This is a genomic window from Tsuneonella flava, from assembly GCF_002870965.1.
Lineage (GTDB): Bacteria > Pseudomonadota > Alphaproteobacteria > Sphingomonadales > Sphingomonadaceae > Tsuneonella > Tsuneonella flava.
This window is the reverse complement of sequence record NZ_PHSO01000001.1, coordinates 341492-364987: the sequence shown is the minus strand read 5'-3', so window position 1 is coordinate 364987 and position 23496 is coordinate 341492. Positions and strand designations below refer to the sequence as shown.

Sequence of the window (23496 nt, the reverse complement as noted above, 5' to 3'; positions counted from 1 at the left end):
ATGCGATTAGGAAACCGGGCAGGTGCAACGGCATCTTATGAATGCCTACAGCGTGAGTTCGTAGAGGAACTCATCGTCGCGATGGCTGCCCACCCAGAACGCGATATCGGCCACTTTGGCGAATCCGTATCGCTGGTAAAACCGCTGAGCACCGAAGTTCTCGCTATAGACCGATAGCTGAATCGCCTCACGCCTGCGAATGCGTGCTTCGCCAATCGCCCATTCGATCAGCGCTGCGCCCACACCGCGCCCGATGGCCTGCGGGGCGCAGTAGAGCTGGCTCAGGATAGCGACCCGTGCGGGCTGCGGAGCAGGTCGTTCGGGGAAACTCGCGTCGAAGTACATGATGCAATAGCCGATCAGGCCTGCGCTATCTTCTGCCAGCATCACTTCGGTATCGGGATCACGGATCGCCGCGCCCAGCTTTTCAGGCGACCGTTCGTTATCGAGGAAGTTCTGCAAATCCTCCGGCGCGTACAGGTGGCCGAACGCGTCGGAGAAGCTCGCGCGGCTCAGCTCCACGAGGGCGTGGATGTCGGTGGTGGAGGCGGGGCGTAACAGCATGGCTCTTATCCTAAACACCGGCAGCGCGGCTGGGAAGCATCGCTATGGCAGGCTTGCCTATCGCGGTGCGGGCGCGCATTGCCCGGACATTGGAGGGACCGAAATGTCGTTTGTCTGGAAAGCCATTGCCTGTTTCGCGGCACTTGCCGCCAGCACCACTCTTCATGCGGAGGAACCTGTGCCCACTGCCAAATGGTCGATCGCTATCCATGGCGGAGCGGGCACGCTGACCCGCGAGCGGATGACGCCGGAGAAGGAAGCTGCCTATCGCGCGGCATTGCAGGTTGCGCTCGATGCCGGTTCGGCTGTGCTGAAAGGCGGCGGCACTGCGGCGGATGCAGTCACCGCCGTGATTACCCGGCTGGAAGACGATCCGAAGTTCAATGCCGGGCGCGGTGCGGTGTTCACGTGGGACGGGACTAACGAGATGGACGCCTCGATCATGCTGGGCGAAACCCGCGCGGCGGGCGCGGTCGCCGGGGTCGGCACTGTGCGGCATCCGATCCTGCTGGCGCGGGCAGTGATGGAACACAGCCCGCACGTGTTCCTTTCGGGCAAAGGCGCCGAACAGTTCGCCGCGCAACAGGGGCTGGAAATCGTCGGCCCCGAATGGTTCGCGACCGATGATCGCAAACGGCAACTGGAACAGATGAAGGCGAAGAACCTCACTGCACTCGATGTCGAGTTCAAGTTTGGCACTGTCGGCGCGGTGGCGCTGGACGAACACGGGCATCTGGCCGCGGGCACCTCTACCGGGGGGATGACGGGCAAGCGGTGGGGCCGGATCGGCGATTCTCCCGTGATCGGCGCGGGCACCTGGGCCGACGATCGCGCCTGCGCCGTGTCGGGCACCGGCTGGGGCGAATACTTCATTCGCGTGGGCGTGGCGCACGAGATCTGCGACCGTATGCTGCTCGCCGGGGAAGACGCGCAGACTGCCGCCGACAAGGTGATCGGCGAAGTCGCTACGATGGGCGGCGATGGCGGGGTGATCGTGGTGTCGAAAGATGGCGACGCAGTGTTCAGCATGAACACCCCCGGCATGTATCGCGGCCGGGCGACCAGCAGCGGCACCAACGAAGTCGCCATCTTCGCAGACGAAGACGAGTGATCCCCGCCTTGGCAGCGCAATTGGCAAAGGGCCGGTCCTTCGCGGGGCCGGCCCTTTTCCATGACTGCGAGCGCCAGACATGGACCGCTCCTTGAAGTTTTGAAAACTGTGACTTTCTGCGAATTATCCCACTGGAACAGGTGGTTGATACCGCTTGCAACAGGGTGCTGTGTGGACTTGCATAAAACCGAACACACTACACCGCTCGTTCGGTTGGTCCGCTGCGAAGATGGGGTTCCACACATCGCGCAACCATGCCGGGCGGAAGCGATGTAGGAAAATGTTCTGGCGGAGTGGGTACGGGGTGTCGGCCGGTCGCGGGACAGAGGAGCGGGATGCCGGATCAAGTCCGGCATGACGATGGGGCGAGGAGGCAACGGGGTCGCTGTTCTTTCCATGCACCAGTCGATACGTACCGGAGCGAGGCTAAACCAGCGCCACCCCGAGCCCGCTCGTCATTGCGAGGAGCGCAAGCGACGCGGCAATCCATCGACCGACCATGCAGCGCCGGGCGAGGGAGGAGATTGCCGCAATCCTAGCACCGTGGATTGCTTCGCTATGCTCGCCATGACAACGGGGGGAGGGTGCCTGCGGGTGATGGGTGGCTCTGACTAATGGCTGGTTTTGTAGCTGGCTGGTAGGGCTAAACCCGCTGGCCAGAAACACCGCGAGCATCTGTTGCGTCAGTGATCAGCACGCCTGATCCGAGCGCACCCGACCGGCCAGACCGCACCGCCTATTTCGAAAACGGGTTCTTCGGCGTTTTCAGCACGACCCGCACCGGCACGGCATCGAAACCGAGTTCCTTGCGGATGCCGTTCACCAGATAGCGTTCGTAGCTTTTGGGCAGCATATCCAGCCGGGTGCCGAACACCACGAAGCGGGGCGGGCGCGTGCTTGCCTGCGTGATATAGCGCAGCTTGATCCGCTTGCCCTTGGGCGCGGGCGGCGGGTTGGCTTCCAGTGCATCGTCGAACCAGCGGTTGAGCGCGGATGTCGACACGCGTTTCGACCATGCAGCGCGAATTTCGAACGCAGCATGGAGCATCGTGTCGAGCCCCTTGCCCGTGCGCGCGGAGACAGCGAACAACGGCAGCCCGCGAACTTGCGCCAGCCCTTCGTCCAGCGCGGCGCGGATGCCGTTGAACAACTTGCTGGCATCTTCCGCGATGTCCCACTTGTTGATCGCGATCATCAGGGCGCGCCCTTCTTCGAGCACGTGGCTGGCGATCTTCAGATCCTGATGTTCCAGCCCGCGTGTCGCATCGAGCAGCAGGACCACGACTTCCGCGAAATCGATCGCCCGGCGCGCATCGGCAACGGATAGCCTCTCCAGCTTTTCCACCACTTGCGCGCGTTTCCGCATTCCGGCGGTGTCGATCAGGCGGATTTCCCGCGTCTCGCCGGTTTGCGGATCGGTCCATTCCCAATCGATAGCGATCGAATCGCGCGTGATCCCCGCTTCCGGCCCGGTCAGCAGCCGGTCTTCGTCCAGCAGGCGATTGATAAGCGTCGATTTGCCCGCGTTGGGCCGCCCGACGATAGCCAGCTTGAGCGGTTGCGCCAGCAGTTCTTCTTCAGTCGGCTCGCTGTTCGTTTCGGCGGCTTCGCCTTCGGTCTTCTCACCGATGATCGGCCACAGGGCGTCGAACAGGTCGGCCACGCCTTCGCCGTGTTCGGCGCTGAGTGCCACGGGATCGCCAAAGCCGAGCGAATACGCCTCCAGCACGCCTGCTTCGCCGGTTCGCCCTTCCGCCTTGTTCGCCACGGCCACCACCGGCACTTTCTGACTATGCAGCCAGCGGGCGATTTCGTTGTCGAGCGGAGTCAGGCCAGCGCGGGCATCGACCACGAACAGCGCGGCATCCGCGCCTTCCAGGCTGACTTCGGTCTGTTTCCGCATCCGGCCCGGCAGGGTTTCCGCGTCATCGTCTTCCCACCCGGCGGTGTCGACGATAGTGAATTCCATCCCGGCAATCGTCGCATCGCCCATGCGCCGGTCACGCGTGACGCCGGGCTGATCGTCCACCAGAGCCAGCCTTTTGCCGACGAGCCGGTTGAACAGCGTGGACTTGCCCACATTGGGGCGCCCGATAATGATGACCTGCGGTTTCATGACTTCATCGCGCAGGTGGCCTGTTGGCGCGCGAATGGCAAGCGCCGTTGTCATACATATGGTTAAAGGCAAATTTACCACAGTGCGAAGCCTCCCTCTAACCACCTTGCGGCAACGTGATGAATATGAGGGTAACCACAAGCATCTTCGCGCTCGCCATCGCACTCGTCGCTACGCCGCCCGTGCTGGCCGATTCGGCCGATTTCGATGTTTCCACCGATGCGTCGGGCAACTCCGGGGTCGAACTGCCGCCTTATCTGCAATGCGTGCCCTATGCCCGCGAAAGGACGGGGGTGCGGATCTATGGCGACGCGCTGACCTGGTGGGACAAGGCAGCGGGCCGTTATAAACGTGGCAACCGGCCCAAAAAAGGGGCGGTGATGGCGTTCACCCCCTATCGCAACATGCAACTGGGCCATGTCGCAGCGGTCGCCAAAGTGATCGATAGTCGCACTGTTCTACTCGACCATGCCAACTGGTCGCCCATCAACGGGCGGCGCGGGCAGATCGAACGCGGGGTGAAGGCAGTGGACGTGTCGCCCGCCAACGACTGGAGCGAAGTGCGCGTGTGGTACGATCCGATTCAGGATCTCGGCCGCACTGAGTGGCCGGTGGCCGGGTTTATTTATCCCGATAGGGACGATAGCGGTAATGCTGACTTCGCGCCGCGCACGACAATTGCCGCCGCCACGCCTGCGCCCGCTGTTGTGCCGGTTGCCAGCACGCCGCGTCCGGCTCGCGCGCCATCGCGGGAATTTCTGTCTGCCTTTGCCGATATCGGCGCGCCGAAAGCCTCATCCGTGCCACGCCAGTCCCTTACGCGCCGTACCGTTGCATCGGCAACTGCGCGGATGGCGATGGCGGCACCGGCTCCGCGCCGCGAAACGCGCACTCAGGCGGCATCCAACGATCCGATTTCCGCTGCACTGGCGCGATACGACCGATAGGGAGAGTATTCACATGAAGACGCGAAGGCACGAAGTGGGTTTGGTTCGGGGATAGGGGGGGCGCACTGCCGATGGCCGGACCATACTATTGCGCGTATCCCCACCCTCGTCATTGCGAGGAGCGGCAGGCGACGTGGCAATCCATAGCGCGCGCGTTACCTCTGTCTTTTACGATGCGATGGGCAGGACCGTCGACCGGTCAAACACTTCACTGCGTACACAATGAGGAACGGGATGGTAGGCACCGTCAGCACGACAGGTGCCTCCCGAATCACGCCTTGGCGATGGGTGCGTCTTCGCCCAGATCTTCGAACCATGCTTCGACCGGGCCGGTCAGCTTGATGGTCAGCGGCTGCCCCTTGCGGTCCATCGATTTGCCTGCCTGAACCCGCACCCAGCCTTCGGAGATGCAATATTCCTCGATATCGGTCCGCACCCGGTCTTTAAACCGGATGCCCACGCCGCGTTGCAGCGCGTCGGCATCGAAGAATTCGCTGCGCGGATTGACCGCGAGGCGATTGGGCGGGGTCTGGGCTTTATCGTCGCTCATGCGCGCCCCCTAGTGCGAGGAGGGGCGGGCCGCAAGATATCGCGCATATCAGGGGGCGGGGATTTCGCCGGGATGTTCGCCCGGCTGCACTGTATCGGGCTGAGGCGGAGCGATTTCGTCGGGCTGGCGCACCGGCTGTTCATCTGGTGTCGGGGCGGGCGGTGCCTCCGGCGGGGCGGCCGGTTCGATTTTGTCGGGTGCAGGGGCGGGCTCGCCTGCGGTCGGATGGGTCATTTTCGGGCTCTCCTGAAGTCGCAAAATCACAACGAATGGAAAAGCATGTCTGTTCCGGTGGCCTCGTGGCTTGCCCTTTCGTGCCGGGCGGGCTAACGGCGCTCCCTTGTTCGTGGATGGCCCCGGCCATTCGCGCGGCTTCGTTCGGGTTTGCGGGCGTGGCGGAATTGGTAGACGCGCTGGTTTTAGGTACCAGTATCGAAAGATGTGGGGGTTCGAGTCCCTTCGCCCGCACCATACCGCCGCGCACGGGCGCCCGGACAGACACACCGGATTTCTCAAGAAGGCTTTTCGCTCAGATGCAGATCAACGAAACCACCAACGACGGGCTCAAGCGCGCCTATTCCGTCACCATTCCGGCATCGGAGATCGAAGCTGCGATCACTGCCGAAATCAAGAAGATCGCGCCGCAGGTGCGGATGCCCGGCTTCCGCCCCGGCAAAGTGCCCGCCAATCTCGTGCGTAAGATGCACGGCGATTCGATTCACGCGCAGGTGGTGAACGACACGATCAAGGATGCAGTCGATTCGCTGATGCGCGACAAGAAACTGCGCCCCGCGATGCAGCCGCAGATCGAACTGGGCGAAGGATACGATCAGGGCAAGGATGCCGAACTGTCGGTCAGCCTCGAAGTGCTGCCCGATCTCGAAGCGCCCGCTACCGATGGCATCAAACTCGAACGCCTGACTGTGCCGGTGGCCGATTCGGAAGTGGACGAATCGCTCGAAAAAATCGCCAGCCAGCAGAAGAGCTGGAAAGATGCCGCCAAGACCAAGAAGGCGGCCGATGGCGACCAGCTGATCATCGACTTCGTCGGCAAGCTCGACGGTGTCGAATTCGAAGGTGGTAAGGCTGAAGAAGCGCCGCTGGTGATCGGTTCGGGCCAGTTCATTCCCGGCTTCGAAGAACAGCTCACCGGCGCGAAGGCGGGTGACGAGAAGACCATTACCGTGACGTTCCCCGAAGATTATCCGGCGGAACACCTCGCGGGCAAGGAAACCACCTTCGATGTGAAGGTGCACAAGGTTCAGGTCGAAGACGAAACCAAGATCGACGAAGATTTCGCCAAGTCGCTCGGCCTTGAAAGCCTCGAACAGCTGCGCGGTCTGCTCAAGGGGCAGGTGGAGCAGGAACTGAACGGCCTGACCCGCACTGCGATGAAGCGTCAGTTGCTCGATCAGCTGGCCGCAGGGCACGATTTCCCCGTGCCGCCGTCGATGGTCGATGCCGAATTCGAACAGATCTGGCAGCAGCTTATGCAGGAAGCTGCACGGGAAGAAGACCCGAAGGCTGCGATGGAAGAAATCGAATCCGAGAAGGACGATTACCGCAAGATCGCTGAACGCCGTGTGCGTCTGGGCCTGTTGCTGTCCGAAATCGGGCAGGCCAATGGCGTGCAGATCACCCAGCAGGAAATGTCGATGCTGATGCAGCAGGCGGCACAGCAGTATCGCCCCGAAGATCGCGACCGGTTCATGGAACTGATCCGCACCAACGATATGGCTGCCGCTCAGCTTCGTGCCCCGCTGTACGAAGACAAGGTCGTCGACTTCCTGTTCGAGAAGGCTGAAATTACCGACCGCGAAGTAACGCGCGAGGAACTGCAGGCCGCGATCGAAGCGGACGAAGACGAAGCGGCTAAGCCCGCTGCCAAGAAGAAAGCTCCGGCGAAAAAGGCTCCGGCCAAGAAGGCAGCAGCCAAGGCTGACGATGCCGAGGCGGATGACAAGGCAGAAGCGAAGCCCGCGGCAAAGAAGGCCCCGGCCAAAAAGGCGCCCGCCAAGAAGGCTGCTACCAAGGCAGACGATAAGGCGGAAGCCAAGCCTGCAGCGAAGAAGGCTCCGGCGAAGAAGCCCGCAGCCAAGAAAGCTCCGGCCAAGAAATAAGTGTATTCGACACGCTGCCACGCCGCAGGTGTGGTGATGAAACGGGCGTAGCTGGCGACAGCTACGCCCGTTTCGTTTGGGGCGAATGGAGGGCTTGCTGTCCGGCCGTTCCATGTATTGCGACGAGTCGTGCGACAGACAGGATGGCGCTTTGGCAGTGGGGTGTCCGCCGATTTAAGTCCCCGCTAATACCCTTCCCGACGGGTTAAAGAATACGTGCGGGGTCACGAGTACAATGGGATCGCAATTCGCGCGCGGCATGTTCCGCACGTTTTTCCGCAAATCGCCGATGATCGCTACGCTGCTGGCCGCAATGGCCGCTGTCGCCACACCAGTGGCGGTTCAGGCCAAGGCATTGCAATGCGTCCCTTATGCGCGGCAGGTATCGGGCATCTCGATCCACGGTAATGCCCGCACATGGTGGGGGCAGGCCGAAGGCACTTATGCCCGTGGCAAGCAGCCGAAAATCGGCGCTGTGCTGGCATTCAAGAGCACTGGCGCGATGCCGTATGGCCATGTCGCGACCGTCGCGAAAATCGTCGATGAACGGCACATCCTGCTCGATCATGCGAACTGGTCGGGGCCGGGCCGGATCGAACGCGCGGCGATGGCGGTCGATGTATCCGACGCCGGTGACTGGAGCGCGGTGCGCGTATGGTATGCGCCGATCGGCGGGCTCGGTACGCGGGTGAATCCGACCTTCGGTTTCATTTATGCCGAAGCGCCCGGCAGCGAGGATCTCGACACCGGCCCAATCCATGTTGCCAAGGGCAACGGTGCTGGTGAAGGCGCTTCAATCCAACTGGCTGCGAAGTAGTCCGTTGAAAATCCGGGGGAGCGTCGAACTGCTCCCCTCGATTGCGGTACTGGAGCGGCAAGTCAGTCCGGTCCGGCGAAGGCACTCCAAGGCGGGCTAGAACGTTCCCTTCACACTCAATCGGAACATCGGTCCGATCAACTGCGCGCGATCTTCCTGCAACAGTATCGGTGCAACGTCGCGCGGGCCGTCGTACACCGTGCGGTACAACCGATGGCGCGCATTGAAGAGGTTGATGACCTGAAATTTCACGGTCATTCCCAGCACGTCTTTGTTTTCCAGAAACCAGATGTCGAACACCGGGCCTTCGTTGTCGTACCCGAACTCGCCCACACGGTAATAGTCAGTGACTTCCTGCGATTCGATGGCCGCGCCCCACGCCCAGTCGCTGTGTGGAATATCGTGGCGCAGCGCCACGTTCACGACGCGCGTTGCCAGATAGCTGATCTGCCGTTTCTTTTGTGTCACCGGGTCGATCAGCGACGATGTCTGCAAGACAATATCGGAATCGATCTTGGCACCATGAAAACCGATCGGGTCAAGGTTGAAGGTGCTGGTCCATTGCAGGCCATAACGGTGCGCGCTGGGAATATTGCCACGCCCTTCGCCGCCGTCAGGTAACGGCACTACGTCGATATAATCGTCGTACAGTCGGGCAAAAAGCAGCAGGTTGGTCGATCCCCAGCGGCCCAGTTCTTTCTTCCCTTCCAGATCGAAGTTCCATTGCTGGGACGGGACGAGATCGGCGTTGTTGTCGTTCTGATTGCCCAGATCGAGAAATACACGGGCCAGAAAGTCGTCAAAATCGAGCTGGCCGACTGCGCGTTCGACTTTGAGCGATATATCCAGCCCTTTTTCCGGTGCCCACGCCAGACTGGCAGTGCCTTTTGGGCGGAAGAACGTGCGCGATAGCGAATTGGCCCCGGTCTGCGAAATGGTCGAGGATTCCGCCGCTGCAAGCAGTTGCAGAGTAATTTTGCTACTCAGCGGGCGACCGTAGCTAAGCGATCCCTCATACCGGCTTTCCCGCACGCCGCCGGTCCCTCCCGGAAATGGCACTGTCACGAACTCGCCCGTTGGCGACAGGTCGAAAAGCGCGCCCTGTTGATCCAGTCGGTTGAACGCGCCTTCCAGTGCGATCTGCCAGTCGGCCTGCCCCCATTTCCAGCCATATTCGGCGCGTGCGATGCGCTCCCCGCTGGACAGGTCCTGCTGAAAACGACCGCCGACAGGATCGCTTGCATCGGCAAAGCCGATGACTGCGCGTTCGTCGCGATGGGCGAGTTTATATCGCTCCAGCCCGATCAGTTTGAGCCGCCCGCCTGCCAGCGGAAATTCATAATCGCCGCTGATTTCGTAGTTATAGGCGCGGTAGCGCCCGGTCAGGAGCCAGTCGCGAGCGATATCGTCCACTGGCAGGCGGACTTCATTCTCCGCAAAGGTTGAATACTCCCGCTGATATGACAGGTTGAGGTTGCCCACCGTCGATCCGGGGCCATCGTATTTCAGTCCCGCGCTGACCTTTGCTTCGTCGCTGTCGGACCATAGCCGACCATCGCGGGCCTCGATCTCGGAACCGTTGGCATCGCGAATGGAGTAGGGGCCGCCATATGCGCCGCGTCCTTCGTCGTTCGACAGACCCAGCGTATATTCCACCCGGCCCCGTTTGCCAGTCACTGAAATCTCCCCTCCCAGATATCCGGGGTGGGAGAAATGCGGCCGGACCTCTCCGTTCCATCCGAACTGGCCGGAGAAGCTGTTGCCACCGGTGACGATATTGGCAACCTGCCCCGACAGACCAGGTATCGACAAGCGCGCTCCGTCGATGATTTCGATGCGGACGACATTGCTGGCGGGAATGCGGCCCAGTTGATCGTAAAGCCCATCGGATTTGCCCGACAATCGCTGCCCGTTCACCAGCACGTTTTCGGTCGCCTTACCTAACCCGCGCGTGCTGGAATCTCCTTCGCGGATCTGGAAACCCGGCACATTTCGGAGCATGTCCAGCGCGCTTTTGGGGGAGAATGCGGTAAAGAAGTCTGCCGGGTAAGTGCCCTGAATGTGGGAGGTGTCAGGGGCGGTTGCGGCGGAGTCGGCAGCAACAGCTGCTGGCTTGTCGACAGCGCGCGCAGGCGTTGTGCCAAGTGCCGCGATAGCGGCGGAGGCCATCAGCATCCCATTGAAATAACGCATGAAGTCCCTCTCCCGATAGTCCTGGGAATGGTGCTATTGGCGTTGGGGAGAAGGGAACAGGGCGCACTCGATCAACGGCGCTTACGTGCCGTTCAATGACATTTGTAATCGTTCCGCTTCCTGTTGTGGCAGTGGGGATTGCGGTTAAGCCCCTTGAACATCGCGCCGGTACTCGCGACATAGGCGCTCGCAATCGACCCAATATGAAGGCACATCCACAATGATCGACCTGCTCGGCAACTCCGGCGAAACTTACGGCACACAGGGCCAGTTCACGCGCGATCCCGTTACCGGGGCGCTGGTGCCGGTTGTGGTCGAACAGACCAGCCGCGGCGAACGCAGCTTCGATATCTTCAGCCGCCTGTTACGCGAACGCATCGTGTTCGTCACCGGTCAGGTGGAAGACGGGATGGCTTCGCTGATTACCGCGCAGCTGCTGTTCCTCGAAAGCGAGAACCCCAGCAAGCCGATCAGCATGTACATCAATTCGCCCGGTGGCGTGGTGACGGCCGGGATGGCTATCCACGACACTATGCAATATATCAAGCCGCGCGTGTCGACGGTGTGCATGGGGCAGGCCGCATCGATGGGCAGCTTCCTGCTGGCTGCGGGCGAGCCGGGAATGCGGATCGCACTGCCCAATGCGCGGATTATGGTCCACCAGCCCAGCGGCGGTGCCCGCGGCATGGCCAGCGATATCGAGATTCAGGCCAAGGAAATTCTGCGTATCAAGGCCCGGATGAACGATCTCTATGTCAAATACACCGGCCGCACGTTGGACGAGATCGAGAAAGCGATGGACCGTGACACCTTCCTCGAAGCCGACGAGGCGATGAAATTTGGGCTGGTCGATAAAGTGTTCGAAACCCGCCCCGAAAACGATGCAACGCCCGAAGCCGAAGGGTCGGGTGGCGCGCCCGAATAAAAGGGCGACGACCGTAACCATTGGGCTGCCCGTTGTGCCATCTCAGGGCACGGGTAGCAGGAAATAGGCAACCTTGTACCTTCAGCTTGCCGCAAGGCGCATATGATAGGTACAAGCTGTTGGATTATATTATCACTGGCCGTAAGGTCGGCGAATCCCTGTGTTGTAGGCTGGGATTCGGGATGAGCAGGAAATGACCAAATTGACCGGAACGGATTCGAAAAGCACCCTTTACTGCAGCTTCTGCGGCAAATCGCAGCACGAAGTACGCAAGCTGATCGCCGGCCCGACGGTGTTCATCTGCGACGAATGCGTCGAACTGTGTAACGACATTATCCGCGAAGAAGCGAAGGCAGGCCTTGCCGGGCGCAAGGAAGGCGACGTGCCGACCCCGCACGAAATCTTCAGCACGCTGAACGATTACGTGATCGGGCAGGATCGCGCCAAGCGGGTGCTCTCGGTCGCGGTGCACAACCATTACAAGCGGCTCAAGCATTCGGGCAAAGCGGGCGAGGTCGAACTGGCCAAGTCGAATATCCTGCTCGTCGGCCCCACCGGTTCGGGCAAGACCCTGTTGGCGCAGACGCTGGCGCGCACGTTCGATGTGCCGTTCACGATGGCCGATGCCACTACTCTGACAGAGGCTGGCTATGTCGGTGAAGATGTCGAGAACATCATCCTCAAGCTGTTGCAGGCCAGCGACTATAATGTCGACAAGGCACAGCATGGCATCGTCTATATCGACGAAATCGACAAGATTACCCGTAAGGCCGAAAATCCCAGCATCACCCGCGACGTTTCGGGCGAAGGGGTACAGCAGGCTTTGCTCAAGCTGATGGAAGGCACCACTGCCTCCGTCCCGCCGCAAGGTGGGCGCAAGCATCCGCAGCAGGAATTCCTGCAGGTCGACACCACCAATATCCTGTTCATCTGTGGTGGTGCGTTCGCGGGGCTGGACAAGATTATCGCGGACCGCCTGCAGAAGCGCAGCATCGGTTTCGGCGCACATGTGGCCGACCCGGACAAGCGCCGCGTGGGCGAACTGCTGCAGAAGTGCGAGCCGGAAGATCTGCTGAAATTCGGCCTGATCCCTGAGTTCGTTGGTCGTCTGCCGGTGATCGCGACGCTCAACGATCTCGATGTCGAAGCGCTGGTGCAAATCCTTACCGAGCCGAAGAATGCGCTGGTGAAGCAGTATTGCAAGCTGTTCGAACTGGAAGATGTCGAACTGACTTTCAACGATGACGCGCTCCGCGCCATCGCGGAGAAAGCGATTGCCCGTAAGACCGGCGCGCGCGGCCTGCGCTCGATCGTGGAAGGTATCCTGCTCGATACGATGTTCGACCTGCCCGACATGGAAGACGTGACCGAAATCGTTATCGACAAGGACGTTGTCGAAGGGCGCAAGGAACCAGTCCGCGTAGTTGGTGGCAAGACGGATAAGGAAGAGGCAGCGTAAGCTTTAGGCGCTTCTTGCTGTCTCGGCCACGCACGTGCCGCAGGCGAGCTGATACTCTATCGACCTGAAAATTGCGTGACCCCGGCTTGCAGGCCGGGGTTTCGTTTTTGGGAAGGCGGTTTTTGGGGGGCGAGGGCTGCTATCTGCCGGTCAGCACCCGGTATCGCATCCTCGCGTGATTTCCACCTGAAGCGTAGTGTGGCCGATGCCGTGATGGTGGGCCAGTTCTTCCGCCACTTCGCGCAGGAATATGTCGCCGGGGTGGCCGCCGGGCATCGTGAGATGCGCGGTCATCGCGGTCTCGGTGGTGCTCATCGGCCATATATGCAAATCGTGCACGGCAGCCACTCCGGGTAGAGTGACGAGGTATTCGCGCACCGCGACCACCGAAATCCCTTCCGGCACGGCGTTGAGGCCCAGTTTGACGCTGTCTTTTAACAGGCCCCAGGTGCCCCATGCGATCACGATAACGATCAGCAGGCTGGTCACCGGATCGACCCAGTTCGCGCCCGTCAACAGGATCATGACCCCTGCGATCACCACGCCCAGACTGACCAATGCATCGGCTGCCATGTGAAGGAACGCGCCGCGCACATTCAAATCGTGCTTGCTGCCGCGCATGAACAGCAGGGCAGTGAAAGTGTTGATGACGATCCCGATGCCAGCGACCACGATCATCGTCCACCCTTCCACTTCCGGTGGAGAGGAGATGCGATGCACGGTTTCATAGGCGATCCCGCCGATGGCGATCAGCAGCAGCGCCGCATTGGCCAGCGCTGCCAGAATAGTAGAGCTTTTGTAGCCATAGGTGAACCGTCCGCCGGGGGAGCGCTGAGCCAGAACGCTGGCGATCCATGCCAGCGCCAGCGCGAGCACATCCGACAGGTTGTGCCCGGCATCGGCAACCAGTGCCATCGATCCGGCCATAAAACCGTATGCGGCCTCAATCCCGACAAACACGGTGTTGAGCACGATTCCGATGGCGAAGGCGCGTCCGAAACTGGCCGGGGCGTGCGAATGGCCTCCATGACCGTGTGCATGGTGGTGGCCTTGTTCGGCGTGATCGTGTCCGCCGCTATGTGAATCTGTTGCGCCCATATCGCTCACTCGTAAACGCAGGAATCGAGCCCGTCACGTCGGACAATGCCGATGCGGCGGGCTATGGTGTTACCGTGGCGGCGGGTAAAGCCACTGGGGCTGATCGCCGCACGTTCCTTCGGCAGCGGAAGGACCGCCGCGATCCGGGCCGCCTCCAGCGGAGTTAGCCGGGCGGCGGAACGTTTGAAATAGCGCTGAGCGCCCGCTTCCACGCCATACGTACCGATCCCGGTTTCCGCGACGTTGAGATAGACTTCCATGATCCGCCGCTTGCCCCACAGGTGCTCGATCAGGAAAGTGAACCACGCTTCCAGTCCTTTGCGGAAATAGCCGCCGCCTTGCCACAGGAACACGTTCTTGGCGGTCTGCTGGCTGATCGTGGAGCCGCCGCGGATACGCCCGCCACGGGCATTGTGCTCAATTGCTTTCTCAATCGCTTCCTGATCGAATCCGTTGTGCGAACAGAATTTGCCGTCTTCACCGGCGATTGCTGCATCGACCATGTTGCGATCGATGTTGGATAGCGATTCCCAATCTTTGGTTATGCCATTGGGGTCCATCAGCATCGTGGCTGTGACAGGGACTGGCACGAACCGGTACAGCACCACCCACAGCAGGCTGAACAGGATGAAGCCAACAACTATTTTGGCAAGAAGCATCGCGACACGGGTCATGCCGAAGGGGTAACGGTCGCAGAGGCAAAAGAAAATGGCGCTTTTGCCTTCACTGCTGAGTTTCGCACGAAGCGCTTATCGGCCCGGCTCCTGCGGCGATTGACAGAACTGCGCCGGACCGATTTCGCTCAGGATGCCGTTACCAGCCGCGACCCATCATTCCGCCGCGCGCGACACAGCGTTCGAATGCTGGCAGATGGTTTTCGCGCGAGGCCGATTGCAACAGTTGCAGTGTTGCCTTCACTTGCGGATCGCGCACTTGCGGCAATAACCGGTCGTATAGCGCAATATTGGCTTTCTCTGCCTCGACCCCTGTCTGGCAGGCGTCGAGGAGGGTCTTCGGGGCCGCAATCGTGCCGATATAACGATTGGGCGGAACCGTCATGCCCAGACGGACCATCTGTGCAGTTACCATCTCGGCATGGCGCTGCTCTGCCCGAATGATATTCGAAAACGGGCGCACGTCGCCAAATTGATCGAGCACGGCACGGTAGGTCGCTTCTGCCCTGTATTCATCGTCCAGCGCGGTTTGCAGCGCGGCGCGGTCGCCGGTGGACTGGGCAGCGGGCGGGGGAGAGGGCGCGGCCCAGGCGACAGCGCTGCCGAAAATTGCGATAGTGAGCGGGGCGAAGGTCTGGCGAACAAGCACCGACATAAACCGGTTCATCGGTCAGTCTCCTGTTGTCCCCTTCTTGTGGCGGTAGTCGCAGGTTCGACACTTGCTGACATTGACCGGACGCAAAACGGGCCGCGACCCGTGGGGATCGCGGCCCGTTTCAGGCTATTCGGTGTGCCGTTGGCTTATGCGGCCTCTGGTGCAGGCAGCAGCCGCTCGCTCGCGATCCGCTGCATCGCCTTCTGCAGTTTTTCGAACGCGCGCACTTCGATCTGGCGGATACGTTCGCGGCTGACGTCGTAAACCTGCGACAATTCTTCCAGCGTTTGCGGATTATCGGTCAGGCGCCGCTCGGCCAGGATATGCTTTTCCCGGTCGTTGAGGCTATCCATCGCTTCCACCAGCATTTCGTGGCGCACGTGGGCTTCTTCTGCTTCGGCGGTGGTTTCGTCCTGCAGCGGGCGTTCGTCCTGCAGCCAGTCGAGCCATTCGCCCGACCCTTCTTCGCCGTTCCGCATGGAGACGTTGAGCGAACCGTCGCCGCCCATCATCATGCGGCGATTCATGTTCACCACTTCCTGTTCCGGCACGCCGAGGTCGGTGGCGATCTTACGCACGTCGTCCGGGTGCAGATCGCTGTCCTCGTAAGCGTCGAGGTTTTTCTTCATCCGGCGAAGGTTGAAGAACAGCTTTTTCTGCGCGGCGGTGGTGCCCATTTTAACCAGCGACCAGCTCCGCAGGATGTATTCCTGAATGCTCGCCTTGATCCACCACATGGCATAGGTGGCGAGACGGAAACCGCGATCGGGCTCGAATTTCTTGACGCCTTGCATCAGCCCGACATTCCCTTCGGAAATCAGGTCGCTGACGGGCAGGCCATATCCGCGATAGCCCATCGCAATCTTCGCCACGAGCCGTAGGTGGCTGGTGACGAGCTGCGCGGCAGCTTCGGGATCTTCGTGCTCCTCGTACCGCTTGGCGAGCATGTATTCCTGCTCGGCGGTGAGAATCGGATATTTCTTGATCTCCGACAGGTAGCGGTTGAGGCTTTGCTCGCCGCCCAGCGCGGGGACCGACATTGGCTTGGAATTGCTCACTATTACCCTTACCTTTCTAGTGTCGCCCTCGCTTGGCGGACCCCTTCTGGGCATCCTCCGGATGGGGCACACACCACCGTATATAGGGATTTGCGCGCAATTTTGCAGCGCATTTCGTCGATTTTAACGAGCGAGTTTATCGATAAGTTCCGCCATGTCGCACGGCAGGTCGCTCTCGAACCTGCAATCCGCGCCAGTGACAGGATGGACGAAGCCGAGAGTCGCGGCATGGAGCGCCTGACGGGCGAATCCCAACTCCTTGAGAATGGGGCGTAACGGTGCGGGTGTGCGGCCATAAACAGGGTCACCCAATAGCGCATGACCTATTGACGCAAGGTGAACCCGTACCTGGTGTGTTCGCCCGGTTTCCAGTCTGCATTCGACCAGCGCAGCATGATTGAGCCGACGGATAGTGCGGTAATGCGTGATAGCGTGCTTCCCACGCGACGATGCGGCGGGCAGCACTGCCATTTTCTTTCGGTTGGCATCCGACCGGCCCAGACGCCCGGAGATCGTCCCTTCGGGTGGATTGGGCTGGCCACCGGTGACGGAAAGATAGCGGCGGTGGATCGAATGATCGGCAAATTGTTTCGCCAGCCCTTCGTGCGCCGCATCGCTTTTGGCGACGACCAGCAGGCCGGAGGTATCTTTGTCGATCCGATGGACGATTCCGGGGCGCGCAACACCACCTATGCCGGAAAGGTGCCCGGCACAGTGGTGTAGCAGAGCATTCACCAGCGTTCCGTCGGGATTGCCCGCTGCCGGATGAACGACCAGCCCGGCAGGTTTGTCCACGACGATCAGATGCTCATCTTCGAATACGACCGACAGTGGGATATCCTGCGGTTCCGCCGCCAGTGGAACGGGAGGAGGCAGGGCAACGCTATACGCGAGGCCGGAGGACACTTTTGCAGAGGCGCTGTTCGCCGCCGCGCCACCGACTGTTACCGCCCCTTCCGCGATCAGCGCCTTGACCCGCTCGCGCGAGAGGCCGGTCGCCTCCGACAAGGCTTTGTCGATCCTGCCATCGCTGGCGAGAGAGCCGGTCAGGATTTCGGGCTGGGTCACGCGCAGTGACCTAGGTGAAGCAATGCCCTTCGACAAGCGGGAGGGGGGAGATGTGGGTTTGCGTGCGCTCTGCCCTGCGCTACGCCATTCAGTGGGATCATTGATGCCGCAGGAAGGAATGGCATGAGCGAAGTGAAGGGGCGACTGTTCGATTACAGGCCTTTCGGTCCGCGCGACCCGCATGAAACGCATCGTGCAGCAACACCGCTGGAGCTGTTTTTCGATCTGGTGACTGTGATTGCGATAGCGTCTGCCGCTGTGGGCCTGCACCACGGAATAGCGGAAGGGCACACCATGCAGGCGTTGCCCGTTTTCATGGTGGCGTTTTTCGGGATCTGGTGGGCATGGATGAACTACACCTGGTTTGCCTCGGCCTATGACAACGATGGCCCGATCTATCGACTGCTGACGTTCTGGATCATGTTCGGGTTTCTGTGGCTGGCCGCGTCGGTTCCGCGTTTCTTCGATGGGCTGGATATTACTTTGCCGGTTATGGCATATGTCGTGATGCGGATCGGAATGATCGCTCTGTGGCTGATCGCGGCGCGCAACGACCCGTCGCATGCGACGACCGCTCATCGCTACGCTGCCGGTATCGCTGTCGCGCAGGTGCTGTGGGTGGCGCTTGCATGGTTGCTGGTGCCGGGGACGGCGGTGTTTTTTGCGGTACTGGCGCTAGCCGCTGTCACCGAACTGATGGTTCCGGTTTATGCCGAGAGGGCCGGCATGACCCCCTGGCATGACGATCATATCGTCGAACGGTATGGCCTGCTGATGATTATCCTGTTGGGGGAAATCCTGCTGGCAGGATCGGCATCGCTGGCCAAAGGGGGCGAGGAGATTGGGCTGACATCGCCATTGTTGCATGTGGCGCTGGCATCGCTGGTGATCGCGTTTGCGATGTGGTGGCTCTATTTTTCGCGCGACGATCACTTGCGCGTTCATACCGAGCATGAAGGTCTGCATTTCCAGTGGGGTTATGGCCACCTGATTCCCTTCGCGGCGACCGCCGCTGTCGGTGCAGGCTTTGGGGTGCTGGTCGATATCGTCACCGGCCATGCTCACATCCCGTTGCGGGCGGGCGATATCGCAGTGGCTCTGCCACTGGCGCTTTACATGGCCGGGCTGTGGTTCGTGCGCGACCGGTTCGTGCTTGACGGCGGTGCCCGCGCGGTTCTTCCTGTATTCGCTGTGCTGGTGCTGATTGCAGGCGCGCTGATGCCTGCTGCGCTGGAAAGTATGGCAGTGTTGAGTGTGCTGGCGGTATTCGTTCGCAGCGTGATGGCCACGCGGGCACGTCGCCGGATACGTGCAGAGAGTTGAGCGACAAGCGGCGATGGGTATAACTGCGAGTGGCGACCTGTACGACCGGATGATCCGTCTGGCAGCCGAAGCGCATCCGAACGAAGCCTGCGGCCTGCTGCTAGGCGAAGGCGCGCATGTTCACACCATAGTCGCTACCGCCAATGTCCACCTTTCGCCCGCGACGCATTTCGAGATCGATCCGCAGGCGCTGATCGACGCGCACCGTGCCGCGCGCGCGGGCGGGCCGGACGTGGTGGGATACTTCCATTCCCACCCGCATGGGCCACCTGCACCATCCGCCACCGATGCAGCGATGGCATCGGGCGACGGGCGGGTGTGGGCGATTTTCGGGCAGGGGAAAGTGCGCTGGTGGCGCGATCTGCCAGATGGTTTCGCTGCCGTCGATTGCCGTATCGGGTAGAGCCGACGCCTACCGGAACACGACAGTTCGCACTCCGTTGAGGAACACCCGCCGTTCCGCCACCCAGCGAACAGCGCGGGCCAGCACCCGCGCTTCGATATCGCGACCGATCCGCACCAGATCGTCTTGCGTGGCGCGGTGATCCACCCGTTCGACATCCTGTTCGATGATCGGCCCTTCATCCAGATCGCTGGTCACGAAGTGCGCGGTCGCGCCGATCAGCTTCACGCCTTGGCTATGGGCCTGATGATAGGGCCGCGCGCCTTTGAAACTGGGCAGGAAGCTGTGGTGAATGTTGATGCATTTGCCCGCCAGCCTGTCGACGGTGGTGGAGGACAGCACCTGCATATAGCGCGCAAGCACCAGATAATCGGCCCGCAGTTCTTCATGCAGGGCGAGGATTTTCTGCTCCTGTGCATCCTTGCCATCGGGGCCGATCGGCAGATGATGAAACGCGATTCCGTGCCATTCGGTCAGATCGCGCAGATCCGGGTGGTTGGATACGACCCCGACGATGTCCACCGGCAGGTTGCCCGTGCGCCAGCGGTGCAGCAGATCGTTGAGGCAATGGCTGCCCTTCGATACAGCGACCAGCACGCGCGGACGCTCTGCCGCGGCGACGAGTTCCCAACGCATCCCGTACTGCGCGGCAACAGGGGCGAATCCGTCGCGCAATTGTTCTATCCTGTCGGGAAATGCCGGCCCCGCTCCGGCAAATTCGACCCGCATGAAAAAGCTGCCGAGAGCAAGGTCGGCATATTGCTGGCTATCGAGGATAAATCCATCGTGGGCGGCCAGGTGCGCGCTGACCGCGGCGACAATGCCGACCTGATCCTTGCACGAGAGGGCCAGAATATATGATTTGTCTTCGCACGAATTGTCCATGAGGAGGAGTAGTTGCCGGGAGACGAGCGGCCCGCAACCAAGAATTTCTACATGCAAGCGGGGCGCGATGTCGCATCGAACAGAAACTGCGGGTGGAACGACGCGAAAGTTCGTTTAAGGATTGTTCACCAAATGCTCCAATCGTCAGGAGACGACGACTTCAAATGAACGATACCGACGCTCTCGATCTCGCCAGCTTGCTGTGCTCTCGCCTGTGCCACGATATGCTGTCGCCTGTGGGTGCGCTTAACAACGGGCTGGAATTGCTGGCTGACGAGCGCGATCCGGAAATGCGCCAGCGATGTATGGAACTGCTCGAACAAAGCGCGAGGACGACTGCCGATAAACTCAAGTTCTTTCGTCTCGCATTCGGGGCCGCTGGCGGTTTCGGGGAAGCCGTGCCGGTGGACGAAGCGAAATCGGTGATCGAATCGCTGGTCGCGTCGGCCAAACGCGTCGAAGTGCACTGGGCGCTTTCCGCTGATCGCTTACCCAAGTCGGCGGTCAAAGTGCTGCTCAATCTGGCGCAAATCGGGCTGGATGCGCTGGTGCGGGGCGGGACACTGGATATCGGCGCGGAACTGCGCGACGGCACCAGCGAAATCGTTGTGCGCGCGGCCGGCCCGAAAATCGCCTTCGACGAATCCATTGGCGAGGCGCTGGAGGGGAATCTCGATGGTAGCCAGATAACCAGTCGCACTGCGGCGGCCCATATGCTGGCCCTGCTGGCGGAGCGAGCTGGTGGCGGGCTGCAATATGCGTTGCATGACGATGCGCTCGTGCTCGGCGCAGTGTTGCCGGAGGGTTGATGGCCGACGAGCTTGTCCATCGCGAACGGCTGTCGCCCAATTGCAACGAGCGTAAGCTGCCGATCTCGATGGTCGTGCTGCATTATACCGAAATGGAAAATGCGGAGGTCGCGCTCGACCGGCTATGCGATCCGGCGGCTGAAGTCAGCGCGCATTACCTGATCAGCGAGGCGGGCGAAGTCATCCGTCTGGTGCCGGAAGAACAGCGCGCATGGCACGCCGGGCAATCGTATTGGCGTGGGCATCGCGATGTGAATTCGGCCAGTATCGGGATTGAACTGGACCATCCGGGCCACGCGCTTGGCTATCGTCCGTTCAGCGATGTTCAGATCGACGCGCTTGTGCCGTTGCTGGCGCGGATCGTGAAACACTACGATATCCCGCGCGCCAACGTAGTGGCGCATTCGGATGTGGCCCCCGCGCGCAAGGTCGATCCGGGGGAGCTGTTTCCGTGGGACCGGCTGGCGGAATATGGCCTTTGCCTGCCCAAGCCGGAAAAGCTGGAGCGGGGCGATCCGTTCGATAACGATGCGGCGTTCTATCTCGCGCTCGAACGGTTCGGGTACGACATCACCGACGGGCACAAAGTGGTGGAGGCGTTCCAGCGCCGCTGGCGGCCAGAGCGGATCGACGGCCAGATCGATGGTCAGGTGCGCGCGATCCTTTTCCAGTTGTTGCTCGACCGCGATCGCGGCCTTTCGCGCTGAACATTCTTGATTCAAATCAATGTTCTCGCGTGCGTCCGGTGAGACATTACGCAACAACAGATGTGAAGGAGTGAAAGATGGCACATACCGAATTCAAGGACTGGCCCGCGATGGCCGCCAATCTCGTTCCCGCGATACGCGAACTGCACAAGGGTGCGCCGGGCGTGATGAAGGCGTTTCGCGACATGGGGGCTGCGGCACACGAAGGCGGCGCTCTTGATGCCAAGACCAAGGAATTGCTGGCCGTGGCCATTGCAGTGGCGACACGGTGCGATCCCTGCATTACGTTCCATGTCGAAGGTGCGCGGAAGCATGGCGCGTCACGTGAAGAGATTGCCGAAACTATGGGGCTGGCGGTGTATATGGGCGCCGGGCCGAGCGCGATGTATGCGGCTCAGGCGCTCGAAGCATACGATCAGTATGCCGACAAGGCGGCAGAGTAGCGCCAGACGCTCTTCCCTGCAGGCACGTGTGCCACTATATGCCGCTCCGTCAGGGGGCCGGGCAGCCGCGTGCGGGGTAACCCGTGTCGAGGAAAGTCCGGGCTCCACGAAGCAAGGGTGGCGGGTAACGCCCGCCCGGCGCAAGCCGAGGGAAAGTGCCACAGAGAGTATACCGCCGATGGAGGGAAACCTCACAGGCAAGGGTGAAAGGGTGCGGTAAAGGCGCACCGGGGCGCTGGTGACAGGGCCCGCATGGCAAACCCCACCCGGAGCAAGGCCGAATAGGGGCGGCGCGCCTTCGCGAAAGCGGGGCAGGTCTGTTTCGGACCCGCCCGCCCGGGTTGGCTGCTTGAGCGCACGGAGCAATCCGTCGCCCAGATGAATGGCTGCCACTGCCGATACGGTCCGGCATGTTCGGATACCGTCGGCGGTACAGAACCCGGCTTACAGGCCCCCTGACACCTGTGCCTGCATTTCACATCTGCATATTAACCGGCTACGCCAGTAAGTATCAGGCGCAGAGGGATTCCGTTTCGATCGTGATCGCGCCGTCTTCGCCTTTGACTGCCTGAATCGTGCGGCGCGATGTCCCCTCCAGCGCCAGAGCTGTCAGGCGGCCGGTGTTATAGGCACCGGTATCGATGCCGATCCGGTTGGCGCGCGCGTCGACCTCGGCACTGATCGTATGGCCATGCACGATCATGTGTTCGTGCGGCGCATCATAGGTGATGAATTCTTCGCGGATCCACATCAGGTGATGGCGCTTCTGCTGTTCCAGAGGAACGCCGGGCGCGATCCCGGCATGGACGAACAGATAATCGCCAGCCAGATGGTGCGTGTCGAATGCGGCAACAAAGGCGCGGTCTTCCTCCGGGATGACCTTGTGCATGATGTCCTGCAATTCATCGAGCGTGGCGTTGTCGTATTCCTTGCGCTTCACACCATAACTCATCACCGTTTCCCGGCCACCGTGGCGCAGGAAATGGCGCAGCATTCCAGTATCCTCGAATGCGGAGAGGAACATTTCCTCGTGATTGCCGGCCAGCAGAGTGGTGGGGCGTTCCGCCTGTAGCTGGCGGGCGCGGGCGATGACCCCGGCGCTATCCGGCCCGCGGTCCACCAGATCGCCCAGCAGCACAATGCGTGTATCGGCAGGCGCACGGGCGGCATCGTCCTGAGCGATCGCGTCCAGCAACGCATCGAACAGCGCGCGTTGCCCGTGGATATCGCCCACCGCATAATAGCGTGTGCCCGCCGGAACGGCGGTCATCGCCGAGGCAGGAGTATCAGGACGAAAGAGGCGACGGAGAGATGATAGCATAACGATTGGGCCGGAAGTGCTTTGCGCGCGCAGCACGCAGGCGCCACATAGGCGAGAGCCCGATGGCGGGCAATGGCTGACGCAGGAATGAACCACCCCCTGATGCCTAAAATCAACACTATGCAGGTGATTTACGAAAGGTAGCGACATTTTTCTTGTGCGGTGCAGCATGTCCATGCACATTTATTGTGCATTTACCGCAGATTTCCGCAATCAAAGATGGGAACGGGTGGATACGCAGGTAGGGACG

At 61.1% G+C, this 23496-nt stretch carries 23 protein-coding genes, 1 tRNA gene and 1 other RNA gene; 13 read left to right on the top strand and 12 right to left on the bottom strand.

All coding sequences use genetic code 11. The annotated features are described in order from the left end of the window. Nucleotides 1-45: 45 nt before the first annotated feature. The gene (locus CV013_RS01675) at nt 46-564 is read right to left on the bottom strand and encodes a GNAT family N-acetyltransferase (protein ID WP_102153516.1); all 519 of its coding nucleotides are present in this window, start codon (nt 562-564) and stop codon (nt 46-48) included. A gap of 103 nt (nt 565-667) precedes the next feature. Here CV013_RS01675 and CV013_RS01670 point away from each other — a divergent pair, with 103 nt between their 5' ends. Continuing rightward, on the top strand, nt 668-1675 hold the full coding sequence (locus CV013_RS01670; RefSeq protein ID WP_102153570.1) for an isoaspartyl peptidase/L-asparaginase family protein: 1008 nt from the start codon (nt 668-670) through the stop codon (nt 1673-1675). 736 nt (nt 1676-2411) lie between these two features. Here the strand turns inward: CV013_RS01670 and der are convergent. After that, a complete protein-coding gene (gene der / locus CV013_RS01665; protein WP_102153569.1) occupies nt 2412-3791 on the bottom strand; it encodes a ribosome biogenesis GTPase Der in 1380 nt (459 codons plus the stop codon). 125 nt (nt 3792-3916) lie between these two features. Here der and CV013_RS01660 point away from each other — a divergent pair, with 125 nt between their 5' ends. Further along, entirely contained in the window at nt 3917-4738 is an 822-nt protein-coding gene (locus CV013_RS01660; protein ID WP_102153568.1) for a CHAP domain-containing protein, read from the top strand. A 271-nt stretch (nt 4739-5009) separates the two neighbouring features. Here CV013_RS01660 and CV013_RS01655 read toward each other — a convergent pair whose 3' ends face one another. Together CV013_RS01655 and CV013_RS01650 are read right to left on the bottom strand one after the other, a co-directional pair. After that, nucleotides 5010-5288 carry a DUF3297 family protein gene (locus tag CV013_RS01655; RefSeq protein ID WP_102153515.1) on the bottom strand — a complete coding sequence of 93 codons (279 nt, stop codon included), beginning with the start codon at nt 5286-5288 and terminating at the stop codon, nt 5010-5012. A 48-nt stretch (nt 5289-5336) separates the two neighbouring features. Next, nucleotides 5337-5522 carry a hypothetical protein gene (locus tag CV013_RS01650; protein WP_102153514.1) on the bottom strand — a complete coding sequence of 62 codons (186 nt, stop codon included), beginning with the start codon at nt 5520-5522 and terminating at the stop codon, nt 5337-5339. A 152-nt stretch (nt 5523-5674) separates the two neighbouring features. Here CV013_RS01650 and CV013_RS01645 point away from each other — a divergent pair. The 3 genes from CV013_RS01645 to CV013_RS01635 all read left to right on the top strand — a co-directional run bounded on the left by CV013_RS01645 (nt 5675) and on the right by CV013_RS01635 (nt 8225). Then, nucleotides 5675-5759, top strand: a tRNA-Leu gene (locus CV013_RS01645). A 62-nt stretch (nt 5760-5821) separates the two neighbouring features. After that, nucleotides 5822-7408 (top strand): trigger factor, encoded by a 1587-nt coding sequence (gene tig, locus CV013_RS01640; RefSeq protein ID WP_102153513.1) that lies wholly within the window; start codon nt 5822-5824, stop codon nt 7406-7408. A gap of 259 nt (nt 7409-7667) precedes the next feature. Beyond that, nucleotides 7668-8225: a CHAP domain-containing protein gene (locus CV013_RS01635; RefSeq protein WP_102153567.1), complete on the top strand. Its 558-nt coding sequence runs from the start codon at nt 7668-7670 to the stop codon at nt 8223-8225. A gap of 96 nt (nt 8226-8321) precedes the next feature. On the opposite strand, the gene CV013_RS01630 is transcribed toward CV013_RS01635, so the two are convergent. Then, nucleotides 8322-10418, bottom strand: coding sequence for a TonB-dependent receptor plug domain-containing protein (locus CV013_RS01630; RefSeq protein ID WP_102153512.1), 2097 nt, complete (start codon nt 10416-10418; stop codon nt 8322-8324). A 220-nt stretch (nt 10419-10638) separates the two neighbouring features. Between CV013_RS01630 and CV013_RS01625 the strand changes: the two genes are divergently transcribed. Both CV013_RS01625 and clpX read left to right on the top strand, forming a co-directional pair. Further along, nucleotides 10639-11343, top strand: coding sequence for an ATP-dependent Clp protease proteolytic subunit (locus CV013_RS01625; protein ID WP_102153511.1), 705 nt, complete (start codon nt 10639-10641; stop codon nt 11341-11343). A 193-nt stretch (nt 11344-11536) separates the two neighbouring features. Beyond that, complete coding sequence (gene clpX / locus CV013_RS01620) at nt 11537-12802, top strand: ATP-dependent Clp protease ATP-binding subunit ClpX (RefSeq protein ID WP_102153510.1); 1266 nt, start codon at nt 11537-11539, stop codon at nt 12800-12802. 150 nt (nt 12803-12952) lie between these two features. Here the strand turns inward: clpX and CV013_RS01615 are convergent, their stop codons facing one another. The 5 genes from CV013_RS01615 to CV013_RS01595 all read right to left on the bottom strand — a co-directional run bounded on the left by CV013_RS01615 (nt 12953) and on the right by CV013_RS01595 (nt 17355). Further along, the gene (locus tag CV013_RS01615; RefSeq protein WP_102153566.1) at nt 12953-13900 is read right to left on the bottom strand and encodes a cation diffusion facilitator family transporter; all 948 of its coding nucleotides are present in this window, start codon (nt 13898-13900) and stop codon (nt 12953-12955) included. A 5-nt stretch (nt 13901-13905) separates the two neighbouring features. Next, entirely contained in the window at nt 13906-14574 is a 669-nt protein-coding gene (gene mtgA, locus CV013_RS01610) for a monofunctional biosynthetic peptidoglycan transglycosylase (protein WP_102153509.1), read from the bottom strand. Nucleotides 14575-14713: 139 nt separating this feature from the next. Continuing rightward, nucleotides 14714-15241: a ferritin-like domain-containing protein gene (locus CV013_RS01605; protein WP_223805352.1), complete on the bottom strand. Its 528-nt coding sequence runs from the start codon at nt 15239-15241 to the stop codon at nt 14714-14716. Between the two features lie 134 nt (nt 15242-15375). After that, nucleotides 15376-16269 carry an RNA polymerase sigma factor RpoH gene (rpoH, locus tag CV013_RS01600; RefSeq protein WP_102153508.1) on the bottom strand — a complete coding sequence of 298 codons (894 nt, stop codon included), beginning with the start codon at nt 16267-16269 and terminating at the stop codon, nt 15376-15378. A 141-nt stretch (nt 16270-16410) separates the two neighbouring features. Next, nucleotides 16411-17355 carry an RluA family pseudouridine synthase gene (locus CV013_RS01595; protein ID WP_102153507.1) on the bottom strand — a complete coding sequence of 315 codons (945 nt, stop codon included), beginning with the start codon at nt 17353-17355 and terminating at the stop codon, nt 16411-16413. Nucleotides 17356-17478: 123 nt separating this feature from the next. Between CV013_RS01595 and CV013_RS01590 the strand changes: the two genes are divergently transcribed. Then, entirely contained in the window at nt 17479-18678 is a 1200-nt protein-coding gene (locus tag CV013_RS01590; RefSeq protein ID WP_102153506.1) for a low temperature requirement protein A, read from the top strand. Nucleotides 18679-18691: 13 nt separating this feature from the next. Further along, on the top strand, nt 18692-19081 hold the full coding sequence (locus CV013_RS01585; RefSeq protein WP_102153505.1) for a M67 family metallopeptidase: 390 nt from the start codon (nt 18692-18694) through the stop codon (nt 19079-19081). A gap of 9 nt (nt 19082-19090) precedes the next feature. Here CV013_RS01585 and purU read toward each other — a convergent pair whose 3' ends face one another. After that, entirely contained in the window at nt 19091-19966 is an 876-nt protein-coding gene (purU, locus tag CV013_RS01580; protein WP_102153504.1) for a formyltetrahydrofolate deformylase, read from the bottom strand. A 164-nt stretch (nt 19967-20130) separates the two neighbouring features. Between purU and CV013_RS01575 the strand changes: the two genes are divergently transcribed. The 4 genes from CV013_RS01575 (at nt 20131) to rnpB (ending at nt 22388) form a co-directional block, all read left to right on the top strand. Next, nucleotides 20131-20775 (top strand): histidine phosphotransferase family protein, encoded by a 645-nt coding sequence (locus CV013_RS01575; protein ID WP_102153503.1) that lies wholly within the window; start codon nt 20131-20133, stop codon nt 20773-20775. Then, nucleotides 20775-21482 (top strand): N-acetylmuramoyl-L-alanine amidase, encoded by a 708-nt coding sequence (locus CV013_RS01570; protein ID WP_102153502.1) that lies wholly within the window; start codon nt 20775-20777, stop codon nt 21480-21482. The genes CV013_RS01575 and CV013_RS01570 overlap by 1 nt, the downstream gene beginning before the upstream one ends. Before the next feature lie 77 nt (nt 21483-21559). Beyond that, the gene (locus CV013_RS01565) at nt 21560-21925 is read left to right on the top strand and encodes a carboxymuconolactone decarboxylase family protein (RefSeq protein ID WP_102153501.1); all 366 of its coding nucleotides are present in this window, start codon (nt 21560-21562) and stop codon (nt 21923-21925) included. A gap of 49 nt (nt 21926-21974) precedes the next feature. Continuing rightward, nucleotides 21975-22388: RNase P RNA component class A (rnpB, locus tag CV013_RS01560), an RNA gene on the top strand. Nucleotides 22389-22436: 48 nt separating this feature from the next. Here the strand turns inward: rnpB and CV013_RS01555 are convergent. Further along, nucleotides 22437-23195, bottom strand: coding sequence for a metallophosphoesterase family protein (locus tag CV013_RS01555; protein ID WP_223805353.1), 759 nt, complete (start codon nt 23193-23195; stop codon nt 22437-22439). Between the last annotated feature and the right edge of the window lie 301 nt (nt 23196-23496).